The 19902-nt window shown below is 38.7% G+C and carries 14 protein-coding genes; 6 read left to right on the forward strand and 8 right to left on the reverse strand.

The window, feature by feature from the left end; genetic code table 11:
* The first annotated feature begins 14 nt into the window (after positions 1-14).
* The 6 genes from F580_RS0116755 to F580_RS0116780 all read left to right on the forward strand — a co-directional run bounded on the left by F580_RS0116755 (position 15) and on the right by F580_RS0116780 (position 6055).
* Complete coding sequence (locus F580_RS0116755) at positions 15-1997, forward strand: alpha/beta hydrolase family protein (RefSeq protein WP_019028906.1); 1983 nt, start codon at positions 15-17, stop codon at positions 1995-1997.
* 123 nt (positions 1998-2120) lie between these two features.
* Entirely contained in the window at positions 2121-3971 is a 1851-nt protein-coding gene (locus tag F580_RS0116760; RefSeq protein ID WP_019028907.1) for a hypothetical protein, read from the forward strand.
* Between the two features lie 55 nt (positions 3972-4026).
* On the forward strand, positions 4027-4737 hold the full coding sequence (locus F580_RS0116765; protein ID WP_019028908.1) for a sialate O-acetylesterase: 711 nt from the start codon (positions 4027-4029) through the stop codon (positions 4735-4737).
* Positions 4738-4947: 210 nt separating this feature from the next.
* Entirely contained in the window at positions 4948-5124 is a 177-nt protein-coding gene (locus F580_RS26440) for a hypothetical protein (protein ID WP_019028909.1), read from the forward strand.
* Between the two features lie 170 nt (positions 5125-5294).
* Positions 5295-5495 carry a hypothetical protein gene (locus tag F580_RS0116775; RefSeq protein WP_019028910.1) on the forward strand — a complete coding sequence of 67 codons (201 nt, stop codon included), beginning with the start codon at positions 5295-5297 and terminating at the stop codon, positions 5493-5495.
* Positions 5496-5584: 89 nt separating this feature from the next.
* Positions 5585-6055, forward strand: a complete 471-nt coding sequence (locus F580_RS0116780) for a nucleoside deaminase (RefSeq protein WP_019028911.1) — start codon at positions 5585-5587, stop codon at positions 6053-6055.
* Positions 6056-6338: 283 nt separating this feature from the next.
* Here F580_RS0116780 and F580_RS0116785 read toward each other — a convergent pair whose 3' ends face one another.
* The 8 genes from F580_RS0116785 to F580_RS0116820 all read right to left on the reverse strand — a co-directional run bounded on the left by F580_RS0116785 (position 6339) and on the right by F580_RS0116820 (position 19861).
* Positions 6339-7319, reverse strand: coding sequence for a hypothetical protein (locus tag F580_RS0116785; protein ID WP_019028912.1), 981 nt, complete (start codon positions 7317-7319; stop codon positions 6339-6341).
* A gap of 101 nt (positions 7320-7420) precedes the next feature.
* Positions 7421-8485, reverse strand: a complete 1065-nt coding sequence (locus tag F580_RS0116790) for a prolyl oligopeptidase family serine peptidase (protein WP_019028913.1) — start codon at positions 8483-8485, stop codon at positions 7421-7423.
* A gap of 21 nt (positions 8486-8506) precedes the next feature.
* On the reverse strand, positions 8507-9979 hold the full coding sequence (locus F580_RS0116795; protein ID WP_019028914.1) for a sulfatase: 1473 nt from the start codon (positions 9977-9979) through the stop codon (positions 8507-8509).
* Positions 9980-10039: 60 nt separating this feature from the next.
* Positions 10040-13141 (reverse strand): immunoglobulin-like domain-containing protein, encoded by a 3102-nt coding sequence (locus tag F580_RS0116800; RefSeq protein ID WP_019028915.1) that lies wholly within the window; start codon positions 13139-13141, stop codon positions 10040-10042.
* An 86-nt stretch (positions 13142-13227) separates the two neighbouring features.
* On the reverse strand, positions 13228-15732 hold the full coding sequence (locus tag F580_RS0116805) for a glycoside hydrolase family 2 TIM barrel-domain containing protein (protein ID WP_019028916.1): 2505 nt from the start codon (positions 15730-15732) through the stop codon (positions 13228-13230).
* The gene (locus F580_RS0116810) at positions 15729-17240 is read right to left on the reverse strand and encodes an arylsulfatase (protein WP_019028917.1); all 1512 of its coding nucleotides are present in this window, start codon (positions 17238-17240) and stop codon (positions 15729-15731) included. The genes F580_RS0116805 and F580_RS0116810 overlap by 4 nt, the downstream gene beginning before the upstream one ends.
* 232 nt (positions 17241-17472) lie before the next feature.
* On the reverse strand, positions 17473-18843 hold the full coding sequence (locus F580_RS0116815) for an MFS transporter (RefSeq protein ID WP_051092102.1): 1371 nt from the start codon (positions 18841-18843) through the stop codon (positions 17473-17475).
* A 7-nt stretch (positions 18844-18850) separates the two neighbouring features.
* Positions 18851-19861, reverse strand: coding sequence for a LacI family DNA-binding transcriptional regulator (locus F580_RS0116820; protein ID WP_019028919.1), 1011 nt, complete (start codon positions 19859-19861; stop codon positions 18851-18853).
* Between the last annotated feature and the right edge of the window lie 41 nt (positions 19862-19902).

Here is a 19902-nt window from a genome sequence, read left to right on the forward strand (position 1 = left end):
TGCAAGGAATAGTCATGAGAAGTTATTACAGACAAATTTTAAAATTATCTAACAAATACCCAGACATTTTTGTTTGTATTATCTTGCTGTTGTTCGCATTTTTAATGGCTAGTGTGGCAATTGCTAGCGAGGATAAATTAGTCCCCTTACCTATTAGTGCCTATGGCAGTTTACCTGATACTAGCCAAGTTAAACTTTCGCCTAGTGGTGACTCCATCGCTATGATTAAAAATAGTAAGGGTACGTTAGTTTTAATGACGTACAGCTTTAAAAGCGGTAAAAAACGTTCTTTATTTCAAGCAGACAATAAAGAGGCAATCTTAAAGTGGTTTAAATGGGCAAATGATGACATTTTGCTGGTTAGCGCGAGTTATCCAACAAAATCAGCTCGCTCCATAAAATACTCCTTAACGCGCCTATACAAATACGATTTATCAACACCTAAAGGCCTAGAATTACTGGTGAAATCGAGTGGTCAAAATGAAGAACACAATGCTCAAATTCAAGACAGGATTATTAGTTTACTACCAGAAAGACCTGATCATATTTTGATGTCAATCGATTACGATATACCAGGAAAACCCTCTATTTATGATATTAATATTCGAACAAATAAAAGAAAACGCGTTAAAAAACCAAAACGTTTTGCTTCTAGCTGGTATGCAGATCAACAAGGCCACCCTCGCATAAGTGTTGGTAGAGATGAAACCAAAGTTATTTATAAACTCTATGATATTAAGGGCAAGAAAATTCGCGATTTATGGTCATATAAGGTATTTGAGAAAAACAAAGTAAATATTATGGGTTTTGATATAAACCCCAATATTTTGTACATCCGGGCTCTACACAATGGGCGTGATGCCATTTTCAAAGTCGATCTTAGCGATAAATCACTTAAACGTGAACTCGTATTAGCCAAGAAAAAACGAGATGTTAAAGGCTCTTTAATATACTCCCCAAAAACACACGCTGTAGTAGGCATAAGTCAAGGTAGTGGCGATGATAATAAAACCTATTGGGACCCTGAGTACCTAGCCCTTAAAAAGTCGATAAATAAGGCACTTCCTAAGGCAAATAACTCAATCATTAGCATGTCAAAAGATCTTAATAAGTACGTATTATATTCAAGTTCAAAAACATCAGCCGGAGACTATTACCTAGGGGATAGAGCATCAAAGCAATTATTACACCTAGCCAGCCGTTATCCACAAATAAATGAAGGTAATTATGCCCGCCAGAAAAAAGTAAAATTTAAAGCCCGTGATGGGTTAACAATTCATGGCTATCTCACCGTTCCTGTTGGCGATCATAAAGGCAAGCAACTACCTGCCATAGTACTGCCTCATGGCGGTCCGATGTCACAAACTAGAGCAGGTTTTCATTATTGGGCGCAGTTATTCGCCAACCGAGGTTATGTCGTTTTTCAGCCCAACTTTCGAGGCTCTTCAGGTTATGGCTATGATTTTGAAATGGCTGCAATTCAAGCTTGGGGTGAAGCCATGCAAGATGACTTGCAAGATGCGGCAAATTGGTTAATGAAAAGAAAGTTTGTCGATTCAGAAAGGATTTGTATCGGTGGCGGTAGTTATGGTGGCTACGCTGCATTAATGGCAGCGGTGAAACACGGAGATACGTTTAAGTGTGCTGCCAGTTTTGCTGGTGTTTCAGACCTAGAGCTTATTATTTCTAGAGCTCAAAAATTTTCTAACAGAGCAGTTATAGAGAAGCAAATAGGCACGGACAGTGACAAGCTAGAAGCTGCATCACCCGTTAATTTTGCTGAAAATATAAATATTCCTATTTTATTAATCCATGGCACAGAAGACCGTGTTGTTGACGTTGAACATAGCCGAGATATGGCAGAAGAGCTTGAAGATTATGATAAAGAGTTTAGATACGTCGAGATTGAAGGCGCGAACCATTACTTAAGTGTACAAAAACATAGAATTCAAACCTTAGAAGAAATGCTTACGTTTTTTGATAAGCATTTAAAATAAAAGTATTAAAACGCAGATAAACAACGTTCTAACTAAAAAATCAACTAAAACATCAACTAAAACAGGGCTTAGTAAAGCTGATGTGTGGCCGTGGAAGTAATGAAAAATCAATGGAGAATAAACATGGTTAAGTCAGGTCTTACAGCCCTTATGGTATTGTGTTCAATCTGCACATTTGCAGCAGAAAACAGCCCTTATGTGCATATAACGGGGGCCAATGATGCCGAAGTAATCCTCACTGATTTTACTAAGGATATACTAAAATTTAAGAGCATTAATGCTAACGTAAAAACTTTTAATGGTGTGAATATTACTTTTTCACAAGAAGATGGCAGCGTTGAGGTTACTGCACCTCAGTCAGGTTGGGATCTTAAAGATTATTCAGCTTTTGTTGCTGATATCCGTAATAACAGTGATAAACCACTTTCACTTGAAGGTCATATAGCTAAAAAATCCAATATTAGAGGTTACCTACACTTACAACCTGGTGAAACAGGTGCAATGATCATTTACCTGATGCGTGGACGCAAGACTTTCAGCGACTCTCGCAAACAAGACTTTCCGCATATGGCAGGCAAACCTGGCGGTCTAATGGAACACTATAAATCCTACAAATGGGACAAAATTAAGTTCTTTTTACTTAAAGATTTAGATGGAACCGCTGTTAATAAAAGTATCACCTTATTAAATCTTAGAGGTTTTGGCTCTAATGCCGTTTTATCTCAAAAAGAGATGAAAAACTATTCGCCATTTATTGACCCGTATGGCCAGTTCAAGCATGAAGATTGGGCTCTTAAGGTTAAATCTACCGAAGATATGAAACGCTCTTTGGCATTAGAAAAAACTAAAATAAGCCAAAATCCACGCCCTAAAGAATGGAATGAATATGGCGGTTGGAAAAATGGTCCTGTACTTGAAGCAACGGGTCATTTTCGCACTCAAAAAATTGATGGCAAGTGGTGGCTAGTTGACCCAAAAGGACAACTATTCTGGTCAAATGGTATCTGCGGTATTAGTTATAATTCCAACAGCGACTTGTCAAATGGCAAGAAGGCGTTTTACCAACAACTGCCACAAAAGTATTCGACTAAGTATGGTGCTAACTTTTATGTTGAAAACCTGAAATTAAAATATGGCAAAAACTGGCAACAAAAAGCAAAACAACATGTGCTCAGCAGAATGCCAAGTTGGGGAATAAACTCCTTTGGTAACTGGAGTAAACCGTCTCTATACCAAAATGCCAACATTGCTTATACGGTTCCAATTCACACCGCTAGCGCACGTACAAGTGAAAAAGCCTTACGAAATTATCTGAGAAAAGTACTTGCTAAAGATACCGTAACAAAAGCCGCTAATGATCCTTGGTTAATTGGTTACTTCGTTGATAATGAAATTCAATGGAAGCGGGAAACGATGGCTCCCGAGCTGTATTACAAAATTGTTAGAGAAGAAATAAAACGAGTCGCCCCAAATAAACTCTACCTTGGCAGCCGTTCAGCTGGCCATATTGGCGTCTATGGCGGCCATGGTAATAAATTAGATAAGCGGGCCCAGGCTGCCGCAGTAAAATATGTCGATGTGCTTAGTATTAACCGTTACCGTTTCTCACCATCCGATCTCATTATGCCTGAAGGCGCTGATGTGCCAATTATTATTGGCGAATATCATTTTGGTGCTGCAGACAGAGGCATGTTACATCCAGCTTATAATGGCTCTGTAGGCTCTCAAAAACAACGCTATCATGCATCTAAACATTACGTTAACGAAGCATTGCTTCACCCTAATATTGTCGGCATTCACTGGTGGACATACATAGATACCCCCCTAGCAGGTACAAGTAAACAAGGAGCAAACTTTCAAGTGGGATTTATTGATATTACTGACACCCCCTACCCTGATGTAATAAACGCCTTTAAAGAAGTGGGCTTCAACTTATATGAAACCAGAGCAAAAACAATAAAATCACAAAATTGATATTGTGCTGATAAAGTCCAAAAATTCAATCTAAAATTTCAAATTAGGAACCAAAATGAAAGCCTTAATTACCCTATTAATACTTGTCTCTTTGTTGAGTTCCTGTGCAAGTGCGGTTAACAACGAGCAGCATCTTTTTATTCTATCAGGGCAATCAAATATGGTTCGCATGGATGCTGATATAACATTCAGACCCAAATTAGAATCTACATTTGGCAAAAACAATGTCACCATAGTGAAAGACGCCAAAGGAGCACAACCTATTAGTCGCTGGGTTAAAAACTGGCAAGCACAAGATGGCTCATCTCCTGAGATTAGCGGCGACCTGTACGATCGCTTAATAACTAAGGTACAAGCCGCGTTAAAACATAAGAGCTATGACACGGTGACGTTTATCTGGATGCAAGGTGAACGTGACGCCAGAAAAGAGCATGGTGGGGTATACGCAAGCAGTCTAAACAAACTATACCAACAGTTATCCAGTGATCTTCATCGCACAGATATCAACTTTATTATTGGCCGTCTCAGTGATTTTGGCTTTCAAAAGCAGGGTTACCCTGACTGGGAAAAAGTGCGTCAAGCTCAGGTACACGTTGCGACTCAACATCCTCGTGGTGCTTGGGTTAATACCGATGATCTTAATGACGGTATCAGTAGTAAGGGAAAAAAAATCAACAATGATCTGCATATGTCTGTTGAAGGCTATAAAATACTAGGTAACAGGTACGCCGAACAGGCAATAAAATTAATAGAGAGCAACCGTTAATACAATAAATCAGCAATCCCTTTTATGCATTAGTGTGATTAACAAGGGATTATGCATTAGTTCAATCCTGAATTGACACTTTTGGTAAATAGATTTTATCAAGTCTGACAGTCGCAAAAGAACTTTAAAAAGGCACAATAAAATACACCTTTGTTGCTTACAAAAATTAAAGCTAATTTAGCGTTATAGCTACAAGACGGGAGAGATATTATGGATATGTTTGGGATGATGGGGTTTATATTTGGGATGATGGGCTTTATATTTGGAATGATGGGCATGGGTGCTTCGGGTCAAGTTACTCAGCTTAAAAAGGAACATGAAGCCTTAAAGGACGAATTAAGAAAGTCCGGTATCTTGAAAGAAGAATCGGAGCCAGAGAAGGACTAGGTTTCATCTATGCCAGAAACTGTACGAACATTATTAGCTATAACAAAGCAATCAAAAACGACGCAAAAAACGCGCGTTTTATTGCGTCGTTATAAGTTCCTTAATAGTGGCACTCTGAATTTCAGAATTGATACTAGTTTTAACTTTGTAAATTACAGAACGGAGTTTATATGTTATTAGGTAAAAAGTTAGGGATACTCTCTTCAATTGTAGGTATTTCAATAAGTTTATATTTTGCTGTATCACCAGTTCTTTTTAATTTATCACCGAGTCATGATGCAGGTTTACAATCAGCAATAATTGCCACATTTGTCGGTCTAAGCTTTGCAGTGATTGGTATTATTTCAAATAACCAGCGTAAAAACACATAAGGCATTAAAGCAGGACAAAAAACAGTTGGCTTTTGCTCCTGCGTCGCATATTTTAGCCAACAATTATTTTCCTCTTAATGAAGTGTTATATGGCTCAAATTATGTCTAATGATAACGAAAAATATATCCGTGAATGTTACACTCTAGCGAGACGATCCGTAAAGAAAGGTAACCATCCTTTTGGTGCATTGCTTGTCCATGACAATAAAGTCATACTTACAGCAGAAAACACGGTATTGACAGATAATGATAAAACTAGGCACGCCGAAACGAATTTGGTCAGTCGTGCCAACAAAGAAATTGACCCAAAGATCTTGGAGAAATGCACTCTCTATACAAGCACCGAACCTTGTATCATGTGTTGTGGCGCTATTTATTGGTCTGGAATTTCTAAAGTCGTCTTTGGCTGTTCCGCTCAAATATTGGACAAAATAGCTGGTAAAACTATTGATATCGATAGCAAATATGTTTTCAGCCATACAGTCATTCCAGTTGAAATTGAAGGCCATATACTTGAAGCAGAAGGCAAAGAAATCCACGAAAGTTATTGGAAACAGTAATTCAAACTATGCCACCCATGATAATTTCAGACAACATTGTCACACTGATTAAAGGTTTTCTGGTTAAGAATTCAAACTATGCCACCCATGATAATTTCAGACAACATTGTCACACTGATTAAAGGTTTTCTGGTTAAGTAAAGTGCGTATTTATAACTCGAATAAGTGCTAACCAAGCTTTTTGTCACTCAGAACCCCCATAGGATTGAATTTAGCTTAATTTTTATTTAGCTACGCCGGAGATCTTAAGATAACATTAATTTTTCAGCTGATAATAGAAGTGTTATGCGCTATTCAAGCAGGCTTGAGCGTTGGCTAAGCCGTGTGCGCGTCGCAAGCCAACATGCTCAGTAAATTCAGTTAGATGCTCTGCTGTGCCTACCGCGCCTGTGAAGATACATTCAAAATCAGTGGTGAGTTTTAACCAGCTTTCATCACTGATGTGTAACCTTGCTAGGATATTTGCAGTTTCATCATTGATAGTACCCTGTTTATCATCACGCAGGATACGTCCTGTTTCATCTACAAGTGTTAAGTAATCTTGTAAGCTAAAGCGAATACCCGTTGTTTTATCTTGGTGTTCACTACCAGTAAAAGGTAATAACGTTGGTGGTTGCTCGCCTTTTATTGAGGCTTTGATGCGTAGTTGAATACTGGTGAAGTCTGACTGCTCAGGCGTAGGTGCAATGCCTGAGCGTACAGGGTTTAAATCTACATAAGCCATGCACGATAATAAAGCTCCCTCATCAAGCAACGCCTGTGATTTAAAGCGGCCTTCCCAGAAGTGTCCGGTACATTGGTCTTCTCTATTAGCTTGCCGCGCTATTGGCTCGTTCAATGCGCGCATAAACCAGCTGATATCCATTAATCTCTGTTTGTAAATGTCCGCCGTGCTTTCAACCATTGCCAGTTGGAACTTATCAAGCGCTTGTTTCTTTGTGTATTTTTGCGTTAATAATGTGCCCTTGAATAACTTATGCCAGCGTTCAAGCACCTCGTCAGTCGTCCACTTTTTCACTTGCTCTACATCTACGTGTAACACCAGATGTAAGTGATTATGCATCACGGCATGGGCACAAATATCGATAGCAAACACATGAGATAATTTAAAAATACGCTTTTCAATCCATGTGCGCCTGTGCTCAAAACTAACGCCAGTCTCCTTATCTACGCCACATAAAAACGCCTTTCGAACCGTGCGGCTGCAAATATGATAAAAAGGCGTATCGAGTAAACTAATTTGTTGTGAACGAGGCTTAGGCATAACAATCACCAAATTTTGCAAAGGTAAATTAAGTTTAGTTTATTGATTTATATATGTACAAGTTATCATGGGTGGCAGAGTTAATTCTCTGGTTTAAGCGATTATAAATAGCGTTTAAACCAGCTCACAACTTCTTCTTTAGCTTTGACACTATTCTTCCTAAGCCCATGATTATCACCAGGATAAATAATTAATTTATGAGGATACCCCAATCGTTCAAACTCTGAGGCTAATTTAACCGAATGCTCAACATTTACACGACGGTCAGCATCTCCGTGTAATAACAGTACCGGCGCTTTAGGCAGTTTATCAACCCATTTCAACACAGAGCGTTTATTGAGCTCTAGCTGTTTATTTTCCGCATATTTAGGAATACGTTTAAAATAAACCTTTTCCATCTCTGGTCTGATTTCCAAGCCTCGTGCTAAGTCAGAATTACCAGCCCAAGAAACCACTGCTTTAACCTTATCGCCATTTCGTCCTTTTAAGGTTAAGAACGTTTGCATACTACCTCTGCTGACTCCAAACATGCCAATACGATGCTGATCTGCTCCTATAATATTCGGTATAATATCTAACAAGCTCGATACATCTTCTACATCAGCACCGCCAAATTCATCGTCATTATGCTGGTTAATTTTACTCTTTAATCGATACTGACTACCAATAAACACAAACCCCTGCTCAGCGATAGGAAAATGATTTAAATAAAGATAACCAAATAGTTGGTAACCAAAAAAACCATTACCGCCCCTGTTATAAACAACAACAGGTAATTTCTCATTTTTGGCTTTGTTAGGTTTAATAACAAATCCTTGAACAGCAACACCATCAACATCATAAATGAAAGTTCGACACGTTAAACTCTGCTTGTATTCATTAAATTTATTCTCTCCCCCATAAGTGAGGTCAATTCGCTGTGCCGCTTTTTCGATTTCACTTTCTGGTAGATTTTTTTTACGACGTTTCTCTAATAACATTTCTTTAAATGAATGATAATTTTCAAATGTCCCCCTAAAGCAATCCTTCTCTTTTGTCACTGATTGGTTAGATATAATATTATCGAGTTTCTCTTTAGAAACTTGTGTTTCTGAATATGCATTATTCACAATAAATAGCCCAATAATTGTTACACCGAGCATCAAAAAAGAATTCAATATGTTCATCGTTAATCCTTTCATTTATAGCTAGGGTTTATTCCAAACAACCTGACTCATTTTACTTTCTAAGCCTTGTATCAATTTCTTATATTTCGATTCATTAGCTAAATTATTCCATTCACCTGGATCTTGTTCTAAGTCGTACAATTCTCGGCTGCCATCAGCCATAACCGTAAATCGGTATTTATCGGTTACAACACCATGACTTCCTTTAGCAGAAGTATGGGCGATGTTTTCCCACTCAACCTCTTCTCCATGCTTTGTATTTTTATGAAGAAGTGGAACTAAGCTTTTACCGTGCAATTTTATGCCTTTAGGTATATCAATACCTGCCAAGTCTAGTAACGTTGGATAAATATCAATATTTTGCACTAACTCACTAATCACTGTGCCACCTTTGCTGTTTGGCGTTTTAATCATTAGTGGGCTGCGTAGGGAAATATGAAATGGTGTGTTTTTGCGCCATAAACCATGATCTGTTAAGTGATAACCGTGATCACCCCAAACAATGATAATCGTATTGTCGTATAACCCTTCATCTTTTAATGCTTGGATCACTTTACCCATTTGCGCATCGGCGTAAGTGGTACTCGCCATGTAACCTCGGATCAGTTTTTTAGCAGTTTTGTCATCAACACCTTCATTCCAACCATGATCGCGAGTTTTGCTTTTGTACTTTGCCATATCAAACGCTTCTTTTGCTCCTTTTGGAAAATCAGCAATAGTGCCAGCATCTTCGGGATACATGTCAAAATACTTTTTAGGTGCAACCCAAGGCATATGAGGCTTTGAAAAGCCGCTAACAATCATAAAAGGTTTAGTTTTATCGCGTTTATTCTTGATGTAATCGATGACACTTTCAGCGACTTGCCCATCTTTTAAGAAGTTGTCCGGTGCATCAATTGAGGCGTACATGAGAGAGCCTGGCCCCGCGCCTTTATCTTTGTATATTTGTATTTGATCTGCGCGGCCACCAATCTCAACAATTCTTTTTAGAACTTTAGCTTCGCCATCTTTGGTTTTACCGCCTCCTCCAGCAATATCCCAAGATGACTTATCACCCTTGGGTACTTTTCCGTGATACAACTTGCCCTTAGTTGCTGTCCAATAGCCGTTATCTTTAAAGACTCCCGGCCAAGTATCTTGTTTAGCAATCAATTTCGGGTGTTTATTATCTTTCCAGTTATCCCCTTGTAAATCAAAGCGAACCCCAGTTAACATCGATGCTCTTGAAGGGTTACACAAAGGGTAAGTCACATAAGAGCGGTCAAATCGAACGGCCTCATTAGCAAAGGCATCCAAGTTAGGCGTAATGGGATCGGGCTCGCCATATGCACCAATCAACGGTCTTAAGTCATCAAAGGCGATGAACAAAATGTTTGGTTTATCTTTAGGGGTAGCTAAAGGGTTTTCTCTAGCCTGATCTTCGGCATTAGCACCTAAACAAACTAATAATGTTAATAAAGCTAGTGTGGCTTTACTGTTAAACAAATACTTCATACGATTCTCTTTATATTTATCATTGTTTTTATTTTTGGATAGAGCTCAACCACACAACCTTCACTGAATTTGTCTGTTCCGTAAGGTGATTAAAAGTAATAAACTTAAAATGGTCATGCTTCCGCCAGAGCCTTTTGTCTGTTTATCCTGTGTAGGGGGATTGTTCGGAGTAGCCTGTTTAGCGTTAACCTTGACGGTACGAGTAGCACTACCTTCATTTCCTGCAGCATCAGAAACAGTGTAGCTAATAACATAAGTATCTGGCACTGAGCTATCAACAGAGCCCGATACTTGCAAGTTAGCTGTAATGTCACCATCAATGTCATCAAAAGCAGCTGCACCATCATCAATATAGACTTCATCTTGGTTGATAGTTATTGTGCTATTACCGGTTAAAGTGATCACTGGTGCTGTTGTATCAGCACTCAAATTGGTCTCAATAATTGCGGCTAATTCAGGGAAGTAGTATCCAGTCCAGTAAGTATTATTCCAATCGCCGTTGCTGTCTTGAAAGTCGCCCCACATGTCTTCATAAAGTGTAAATCGATGACTAATGCCCAATGCCGCATAAGCGGATTCTACAGGAACAACATTATCCGGTGCATGAGTGTCTGAAGAGCCCCACTCTGGCCCATAAACAAGGTAGGTAAGCGGTGATTTTGTCGTAACGGCATCAGTCCAAATATTACTTGGCCAAACGCCTTTGGGAAGCGCATTATACATATAGATACCAACAATGGCCGGATGCCCACTATGCGCCAGCTTCCAACTTACAATGGAGCCACGAGATCTTCCCATAATAATAGTTTTATCAGGATCCATATTCCAGGTCGCAGCATTTTCCCGTACATAGTCAAAAACAACCTGTGCATCTGCCCAACCGGTTTCAACATCTTCGTCACTTTGCAGTTTACCTACCGAGCCCCAGCTGACCACAGCATAGCCGTTATCAAGTATGGCATTAACCACCTCTTGAGTCATACCATAAGGGCTGCCACCATTGGCATGTGCCCAGAATAGAATTCCAGACGGCTCTGCAGTGTTAGGCACAACAATATTCATCCATTGACGCTCTTCAGGTCCGTACGATATTTCAGTAAAATCCCACTTGGCTTCATAAGTATTCATGCGAGTTTCATACAGTTGATAACCAATTTTCCTTACCGCTTCTATCGTTTCCGGATAAGGGGTGTCGGTGATATCAACGAGGCCTATTTGGTAGTTTTCACCATCACCTCGGCCTGTTATGGCTTGCGCGCGATATTGAAACCAATGGGTGCCGATGAATAATGGGTTGTTTAAGGCACTTTTTACATATTCATAGTAATGTTGAGCGCGTTCTTTTTGATTCGATACGCCTTGTAAGCCGGTGTGAAAAACGCCGCGGTCTAACGCACCAAAGTGGAATTCTGTCGCCATTAACGGTTTGCTTAAACCTTTAAGCCTTGAGGTGAAGTCTTTAAGATTTCGATGGTAGAGGTTATAAGAAATCACATCAGCATATTTTTCAGCTGCTCTTAAAACAGTTTCATTGGTATTGCCATGAACTCGACTACCAAGGTATAAATGATTGGGGAATATACTTTTTACGCTATCACGACAAATTCGATAATACTGTTCAACCATTTGTTGATAGAACCACTTACCATCTTCACCGATATTTTCATGAGTTAATTCTTTTCTGTTTGCTAACAAGGCATTAAAAGAGTTAAATGTTGTTTTCCACGTCGAGTTTAATTGATTGATATCACCATATTTGGTTTTTAAATAATCGACAAAAAACAACTTGGCTGGCTGGTTTTCCTTGGCGCTGGTAATGATTTTTGCATAAGACCAGTCTTGATAAAAATGTAATTCATTATCGACAAAAAAGCCGATATTCCATGGTGAGTCAGCATTTTCATCACGCTTTTTATCCATTAGGGCTTGCTTTATATTGTAGCCAAAATCTTTATGCCAAGGGTCGGGGAATTTTTGGTCCAACATATTGCTTTTATAATGAACGGCAACGGTAAAAGGGGTTTTATCTTCACCATTATTTTCTGGTTGTGACCAATTGCCATAGGTATTCATTCCCCAGCTTTTAAGTCGTTGATGATTGCGTTTTATCGATAGTTCTTGCCAATCATCGCCATATTTTCGGTATAAATTTGCCATGGTAAAGTCGAAACTATCATTAGCGTAAAACTCACTATAATTTCCCCATTTACTGGGTAAGTCTTTAAAATAATGGCTTCGATCTTTAATCGAGGTATTTGCGCCTTTATGACCAACACCGGTAACGCCATGCGACCAAAATAAATAACCTTCAGGGTCAACAAACCACCACTTTCCCTCAAGTTGTTTAGTGTAAAAATAACCTGTTGCGGCTTGTTTCGGACCTGTTAGCCAACCGCCCCACTTTGAACGATTTTTAGGTGCAGGATGTGCTTTCAGATCAGCAAGCTCTTGTTGCTCTCTAGTTTGCCATTCTTTAGCATCTTGTAACTTACCTGGGTACTGTCCTTGCAGATATTGTCCATATTGATCGACAAAGGGAAATGATGTTTGCTTAGGGTAGTCAAAGAGTTGGTCATTGGTGAAAGGAATAATGTCCTTTATAAGGTATGAGCCTTTATTAGGTATGGGGTTATTTTTGTTTAATACCGCAAAGCTAATTTTATCAATACTACTTATATCGATGCCCTTCCAGTTCGACATTACACCGTTTGGTCCAGCATTCATTTTTTTTATTAGAGGATAATTAGCTTCAAACACTTCGCTCGTTATATAGAAATACACTAATAGTTCTTTAGTTTCTCCCGGTTCAAGGTAAATTGAACTATCGGTAAATTGCCATTTTTCACTGTTTTTCGAAAAGAGTTTAACTTCAGGCATAACTCTTTCGTCACTGGTATTTTGTAATACAACTTTTAAACCATGGTATTGAGAAAAATCCCAAGTATCAGCTTTTGCAGGAACTAAGTTAACCACACTGCCCTTTTCAGCTTTTAAATGAATTTCTATTTGTGAATTGCTTGTTAATTTTGCTTCAGCTTTAACACTGCTAACTTGAATGTTTTTCGCTGCTAGTAATGATTCTGCTTGCACTGAAAAAGCGGCTAATAAACAAACAATAAACAGTGATGTTATTGTAGAAAACTGACGGATAAAAACTTTCAAAACGGCACTCCAGACTAATTATTCTAAATCATAATTTACAAATAAAAAACGTTCTACAATGGAACGTTTTTTATGCTTTAATAAAATTATTTAGCCGTTAACTTAATTGGCTTGATATTAAGTTCCTTGCTATATGCACTCACAGTAATACTACCGATTTGTCCTTTTTTACTGCGGATAACAACTAACGCTTTACCATTAAAGGCACGACGATAATCAGCAACAAACGGCTCTATTGTTGCGGAGTCGCCATTACCTACAGCTATTATTTCTGCTGGACCTTCGACCTTAAAGTGAATTAAGTTATCGGCATCCGGAACAAAATGCCCCTCTTTATCCAATACATCTGCGGTGATAAAAGACAAATCATAACCATCAGCATCAATAATGCTTCTATCGGCGGTTAACTGTACTTGTGCAGGAATACCGGCGGTGTAAATTTGCTTTTCTGCAACCACTTTACCATCGTTATAGGCAACAACTTTAATATCACCTGCTTGATATTTAACATCCCACTGAAGTCGATACGGCGAGTCAAAGTGTTTCATTTGTTTCTTATATCTAAGCGCAACGGGAATGCGAACCTTATCAACGCCCATTACTTTTATGCCATGAGATTTGCCATTAACAAATAACTCAACTTCTTCGGCATTGGAATAGGCAACAACAGGTATCGTTTGACCAACTCGATTTGGCCAATTCCAATGTGGCAAAACATGCACCATAGGCTCGGTTGTCCAGCGACTTTGATACATATAAAAGCGGTCTTTAGGGAAACCGGCTAAATCTACCGCGCCAAATGACGAGCTACGCGCTGGCCAATCTGCATTCCAATAAAATTTATTGCCGTGATCACGCCCACCATAAGGCGTAGGCTCACCTAAATAATCAAAGCCTGTCCAGATATATTCGCCCATCACGCTTGGGTTTTTATCTAATTCATCCCATTCAATATCAGGGATATAAGCCCAGTAAGGTGCATAGTTGTCATAGCTGCTAACATACTTAGATGGGTGTTTTTCGAGTGGTTTAACCGGAAAATGATATTCGCCACGGGTACTAACAACAGACGAGGTTTCTGAACCTAATATAGGTTTTTCTGGATATCTTTTGATAATGTCAGCATATTCGGTGGCTTTGTAATTAAGGCCGATAATATCTATTTCATCAGCTATTTTACTTTTGACAAAGGCTGGATAATCACTTAGTCCAGCAGTGACTAACCGAGTAGGATCGGCTTTTTTCACTATACTGGTTAAGCGTTTTGCGTATTTCCAACCGTCCTTTTTCTTCTGCTCATAGATTTCGTTACCAATACTCCACATAATCACTGAAGGATTGTTACGGTGAATCTTAATCATGTCGGTTAAGTCACGCTCAGACCATTCGTCATAGTATTTGTGATAGCCGTTTACTACGGTATGTTTTGCTTTTTTCCAGGTATCAAAAGCTTCAAGTTGCAGTAGAATGCCCATTTTATCAGCCAGCTCAACTAACTCAGGTGATGGTGGATTATGAGCAGTGCGTACTGAATTAACGCCCATGGCTTTCATAATCTCTAATTTTCGCTCAATTGCTCGCATGTTAGCAACTGCACCCAATGGTCCGTTATCATGGTGTAAACATACCCCTTGAATTTCAACTCTACGACCATTTAACCAGAAACCATCATCAACTTTATATTCTATGGTTCTTATACCAAGAGGCTGTGTTTCAGTGTCGATGACTTGCCCGTTTAGAATGATGTTACTGATCACTTGGTAACGATACGGATCGCTTGTATCCCATCGTCTTGGATTATTTAGCGTCAACTGGGCAGTAACCTGAGTCGTTTTTTTCGCCTTGCTCGTTACTTGTTGAGTCGTTTTAGCAACTTCTTTGCCATCAGCATCCGTAATAACAAACTCAATTTTTAAGTCGTGATTATTTCCTTGGTTGCTTCCTTGGTTAAGTATATTTGTCTTAATTGAAACAGTCGCACTATTGTCATCTATTGTTGGAGTACTAATTTGTGTTGACCAAGCCTCAATATGGATTGGGTTATTAAACTCTATCCAGGTATTGCGATAAATACCTGAGCCAGAGTACCAACGGGCTGCATAGTTTTCAGGTGCAACTTTTACCGCTATAACATTTTTCTCACCCGCAGCTTTTAAATATTGACTAATATCATATTGAAACCCTATGTAACCAAAGGGTCTTTCTCCAACCAAATGACCATTTACATAAACTTGGCTATTGGCCATTACCCCATCAAATCGAACTGAGACAACTTTGTTGCCACTCTCTTCGGGTATTACAAAGTGTTTACGATACCAAGCAGTGCCAAATACCGGTAAGCCACCGTTTCGGGCGCTATATTTTTTTGAAAATGGCCCTTCAATTGCCCAATCGTGAGGCAAGCTTAATTGACGCCATTTTTTATCATTGAAGTTTGCTTGTTCAGCACCCGGTAACTCACCTTTGGCAAAACGCCAATCATCATTAAAACTTTGTTTTTCCTGACTAATAGTAAATTCATTAGCATTAGCCAATATACTGCCAGCAAAGGTTAAAATGGCCAATATTTTATGGACAAAATTTATTTTCATTTTTTATTACTCTTATTTTTATACGGGTTAGGTAATTTTTTTAAGGTGAATTCTGGGTGATAAGTTCGAGCCGAAGCCATTTTTTCAAATAAGTCCCCAACAATTTTTGGATTCGCTTCGGCAATATTGTTGGCTTCAGATAGATCTTTGGATAAGTCGTAAAGTTCAATCGGTTTTTTAAAGCGTTTAACCAACTTCCAATCGCCCTGTCGAACAGCCTGCAATGGACCTCTTTTCTCATTGAATTCCCAATACAGAAACTCATGTTTCGCTTGTTCTTTATCCCCTAACAAAGCTTTGGTCATTGAAATACCATCAGTTGGTGGGCATTGTTTACCCCCGGCTAAATCACAAAATGTTGGCATCATGTCCCAAAAAGCAGAAATGTGATCTGAAGTACTATTCGCTTTTATTTTATTTGGCCATTTAGCAATAAAGGGAATACGAATTCCACCTTCATATAAATCTCTTTTACTGCCACGAAGCTCGCCATTACTATTGAAGAAACCTCTATCATACTCATGACCATTATCACTGGTGAAAATCACCAAGGTGTTATCTTCAAGCCCTTGCATTTTGAGAGTTTTAAGCAACTGGCCAATATCTCTATCGAGTCGAGAAACCATACCTGCATAAGTTGTATTTCCCTCAGTATCATTACGATAATGCCCTTGAGTATCCATCTTACGGGTTGGCCAGCCTAAATCTAAATATTGCTGCTTAGAGTCATTAGGAACAGTTAACGCTAAGTGTGGAATGGTATAGGCTAGATAAAGAAAAAATGGCTGTTCATCAGTTTGCTGTTCAACGTATTCAATGGCTTTACTGGTGAATAAATCATGGGTATAAATTCCCTTATTATTCATATAATCATTGTCTTTTAGCTCAAAGGCTTGGTTGTTTTCAAACAATCTGTGCCAGTAATAATAATGGGCATCTAAGTGCCCTTTTAAGCCATAAAAATAATCAAAACCTTGTTGGTTTGGCATAGCGGGTAAGTGTTTGCCATTTTCCTCTTTACTTTCTGATAGCCCCCATTTACCGATAGCCGCTGTTTTGTAACCATTGGCTTTTAACATTTCTGCTATAGTGACATCCTCTGGTTTTAAATCGACCGGTTTGCCACTATTGGTCCACACAGGGTTGCCTCGAATAGGACTATGACCGCTGTGTAAACCAGTCAATAAACTTGCTCTTGATGGGCCACAAACTGTTGAGCCTGCATAATGCTGAGTAAAGCGCATGCCTTGTGTTGCTAACTTATCAATATTTGGCGTCTTAATTTTCGTTTGACCGTAAGCACCTAAATCACCATAGCCCATATCATCTGCCATGATATAAATAATGTTTGGTCGAAGTGCCGCAATATTAGCTGGTTCAACTTGCAGTGATTCATGTTTAATAGAACCATCAGGCTCAATCATTGGGGAATTACAACCGGTAAATAAACTAACAAAACTTAATCCTAAAGTGAGTTTCAATAACGATGTAGATTTTAATTGAGTCATGCTGCTATTTTCCCTGCTAAGTTTTACACTAAGAATTCAGCCGTATCCCTGTTGAAACAACATAAAGTATGGCTTAGGCTCAAAATTATTTTGGCAAATTTAATTTTATTGTATTGATAATACTTGATAGTAAAGAAAAAGGAAAACGTTACCACTTATATTTACAGTTCTTTACGATGACCCCAATAACTATGGGAGAGGTATCGTTATCAAGTATTTAGGTGAAAGGGGGTTACAATGTGGGATGTTTTTTCTGGTAATTGGTTAAGATGAACACGGCAATAACACTGGGTATGATGGTGCCAAAAGTTAATATGAGTTTCATCCATATTAAAGAATCAAGAGATTGGCTACTACCGAGATTAGCATCGAAACCAATGATATTTAAAGTGAGACCGCTGATTAGAAGTGCAAACATAATGCTCAGGGCAACGATCCAATGATGTAGCGCAGCAAACCCCCCTGCCCGACAAACCTTGTTTTTTTCACGATCTTTATCACTAGCCTCAGCAACTATTGCTGGAATGATAATAGTCATTGATGTCCAAATAGCAGAGCAAAAAATAGGGTCAAGTAATAACAACCACTGCACACCTGGAGTATATATAAACCATTTACCGATTCCACCAACAGCAGTCATCATAAAAATTAGCTTAAGTGCCTTTAGCTTGCCAAGCTTTCTTGATAACCAGGATACAATGGGAATATAGATAGCTGCTATGATGGCGTATCCCATAGAAAGCACAGCTTTCCATACCGCCCCCTCTTTAATATCACCATCAAACATATAATAAACTAAGACATAATAATCCATTTTTGCAGCATAGGCAGCCAAACCAACTTGAATAAAGACAGTAACAAATACTAAGCGCATTAAAGGTTCGCTAATAATGGTACGAATATTTTCTTTAATAGACAGTTTATTTATCGACCTTTGTCTCAATTCAGTTGATTGGTCTTTTATCAGTATGGCCGGCAACATGCCAATAAAACCGATGATGACAATAGCAATAAACCAACCAACGACTTTGATGCCGAAAAAGATGCTAGTGAATATCGACAATGTTGCTAATGGATATAGCCATTGAATACTCAAGGAAGCTAATTTGATGAAATACGAATTCATTTCCATCACTTTTATTCTCTTATGACTATCAAAGGTGATCTCATAAGATAAAGAAGTCAACGGAACCGTATAAAATGTAGAAACGGTGTAAAATAGTAATGAAAAAATGAAAAAATACAGCAACTGTGCATTCGTTGACCAATGCTCAGGAACCATCCACATTAAGCCAAAAATTAACGCACTCAACCAAGCAGAAATAAAAATAAAGGGACGTCGTCGACCGAATTTACTTGAAAAATTATCGGATAAGTGACCTACCCAAGGAGCTAAAAAAGCAGAAAAAATAATAGGTATGGTTAAAGCGATACTGAAGAGGAAAGGATCGACACCAAGTGTCATTTGATAAAATGGAATCGCGAGGGCTTCACTTACCTTGTCTAGAAATACGATACAAAAGAAGCCAGCTCCTAAGGCAAGTTTATTAACAAACGTAGGATTATTACTGGCTATTGCCTTTTCACTGTTAAGGTGTGACATGTTAATTTTATAGGGTTGAAACGTTACTAACAGAGTCTCTTTCAATAAGGTGTGGCATAAATAAATGCGTTTTCCCTGATGAGCTTTCATTATCTGACAATTCAATGGCTAAATTAGCGGCATAATGCGCCATCTCCCTTACAGGATAATGCATCGTGGTCAGTTCAGGAATACAAGCAACAGAAATAAGTAAATCATCAAATCCTACTACTGAAATATCTTGTGGTACACGTATTCCGCGCGAGTGAAGTTCATGGACAATACCTACAGCCATATTGTCGTTATAAGCTAATATCGCAGTAAATTTTTTACCTGCATCTAATAACGCACTAACCCCTTCTTTACCACCGGCCAAATCGGCGGTAGTGCCATAGCCAATAAGTGTGTTGTCTAATTGCAAGCCAGCATTACTTATTGCCGTTCGAACACCATCCAACCGCACTTGAGCATCAGGGTTGATGTTTTTACGACTAACAATTGCAATATTAGTATGACCATTACTAACAAGATGTTTTGTTGCTTCTTGTGCCCCCATATTATTATCAAGCCAAACACAGCGATGGGCAATTTTTGCTATTAAACGATTAACAAACACTAAGCCAGGTATTTTTTCGGCAAGATCACACAAGGTATCATCACTGCAATGCATACTATGAAAAACAATGGCACCACATCGATGTTGTACCAAAGAATCTATTGCATCAAGCTCAGCTTTTTCACTACCATAAGCATTACTAATTAATACGCGATAGTGATTTTCTTTGGTTGCTTCTTCAGCCCCACAAGCAAGTGTGCCGAAAAAAGGCATTGAAACAAGAGGAATAACAACACCGAGTGAATTAGATTTTTTACTTACCAGTGCCTGAGCATTAATGTTAGGGCGATAACCTAACTCATCAATCACTTTTTGCACTTTGGCTCGGCAAACTTTTCCGACCTTACCTTGCTTGCGAACAACACGAGATACCGTTGAGGTAGAGACACCTGCAACACGCGCAACATCTTTAATTGTGACCATATTTCATTCCATTGCTTCGAGCATTCCAATCAATATAAAAC

The organism is Colwellia piezophila ATCC BAA-637, assembly GCF_000378625.1.
Lineage (GTDB): Bacteria > Pseudomonadota > Gammaproteobacteria > Enterobacterales > Alteromonadaceae > Colwellia > Colwellia piezophila.

Bases quoted from the DNA above. Each gene is read 5' to 3' on its own strand.
- F580_RS0116820 (WP_019028919.1), bottom strand. From the start codon at position 19,861: ATGGTCACAATTAAAGATGTTGCGCGTGTTGCAGGTGTCTCTACCTCA.
- F580_RS0116755 (WP_019028906.1), top strand. From the start codon at position 15: ATGAGAAGTTATTACAGACAAATTTTAAAATTATCTAACAAATACCCA.
- F580_RS0116810 (WP_019028917.1), bottom strand. From the start codon at position 17,240: ATGACTCAATTAAAATCTACATCGTTATTGAAACTCACTTTAGGATTA.
- F580_RS0116760 (WP_019028907.1), top strand. From the start codon at position 2,121: ATGGTTAAGTCAGGTCTTACAGCCCTTATGGTATTGTGTTCAATCTGC.
- F580_RS0116775 (WP_019028910.1), top strand. From the start codon at position 5,295: ATGTTATTAGGTAAAAAGTTAGGGATACTCTCTTCAATTGTAGGTATT.
- F580_RS0116815 (WP_051092102.1), bottom strand. From the start codon at position 18,843: ATGTCACACCTTAACAGTGAAAAGGCAATAGCCAGTAATAATCCTACG.
- F580_RS0116785 (WP_019028912.1), bottom strand. From the start codon at position 7,319: ATGCCTAAGCCTCGTTCACAACAAATTAGTTTACTCGATACGCCTTTT.
- F580_RS0116790 (WP_019028913.1), bottom strand. From the start codon at position 8,485: ATGAACATATTGAATTCTTTTTTGATGCTCGGTGTAACAATTATTGGG.
- F580_RS0116805 (WP_019028916.1), bottom strand. From the start codon at position 15,732: ATGAAAATAAATTTTGTCCATAAAATATTGGCCATTTTAACCTTTGCT.
- F580_RS0116765 (WP_019028908.1), top strand. From the start codon at position 4,027: ATGAAAGCCTTAATTACCCTATTAATACTTGTCTCTTTGTTGAGTTCC.
- F580_RS26440 (WP_019028909.1), top strand. From the start codon at position 4,948: ATGGATATGTTTGGGATGATGGGGTTTATATTTGGGATGATGGGCTTT.
- F580_RS0116780 (WP_019028911.1), top strand. From the start codon at position 5,585: ATGGCTCAAATTATGTCTAATGATAACGAAAAATATATCCGTGAATGT.
- F580_RS0116795 (WP_019028914.1), bottom strand. From the start codon at position 9,979: ATGAAGTATTTGTTTAACAGTAAAGCCACACTAGCTTTATTAACATTA.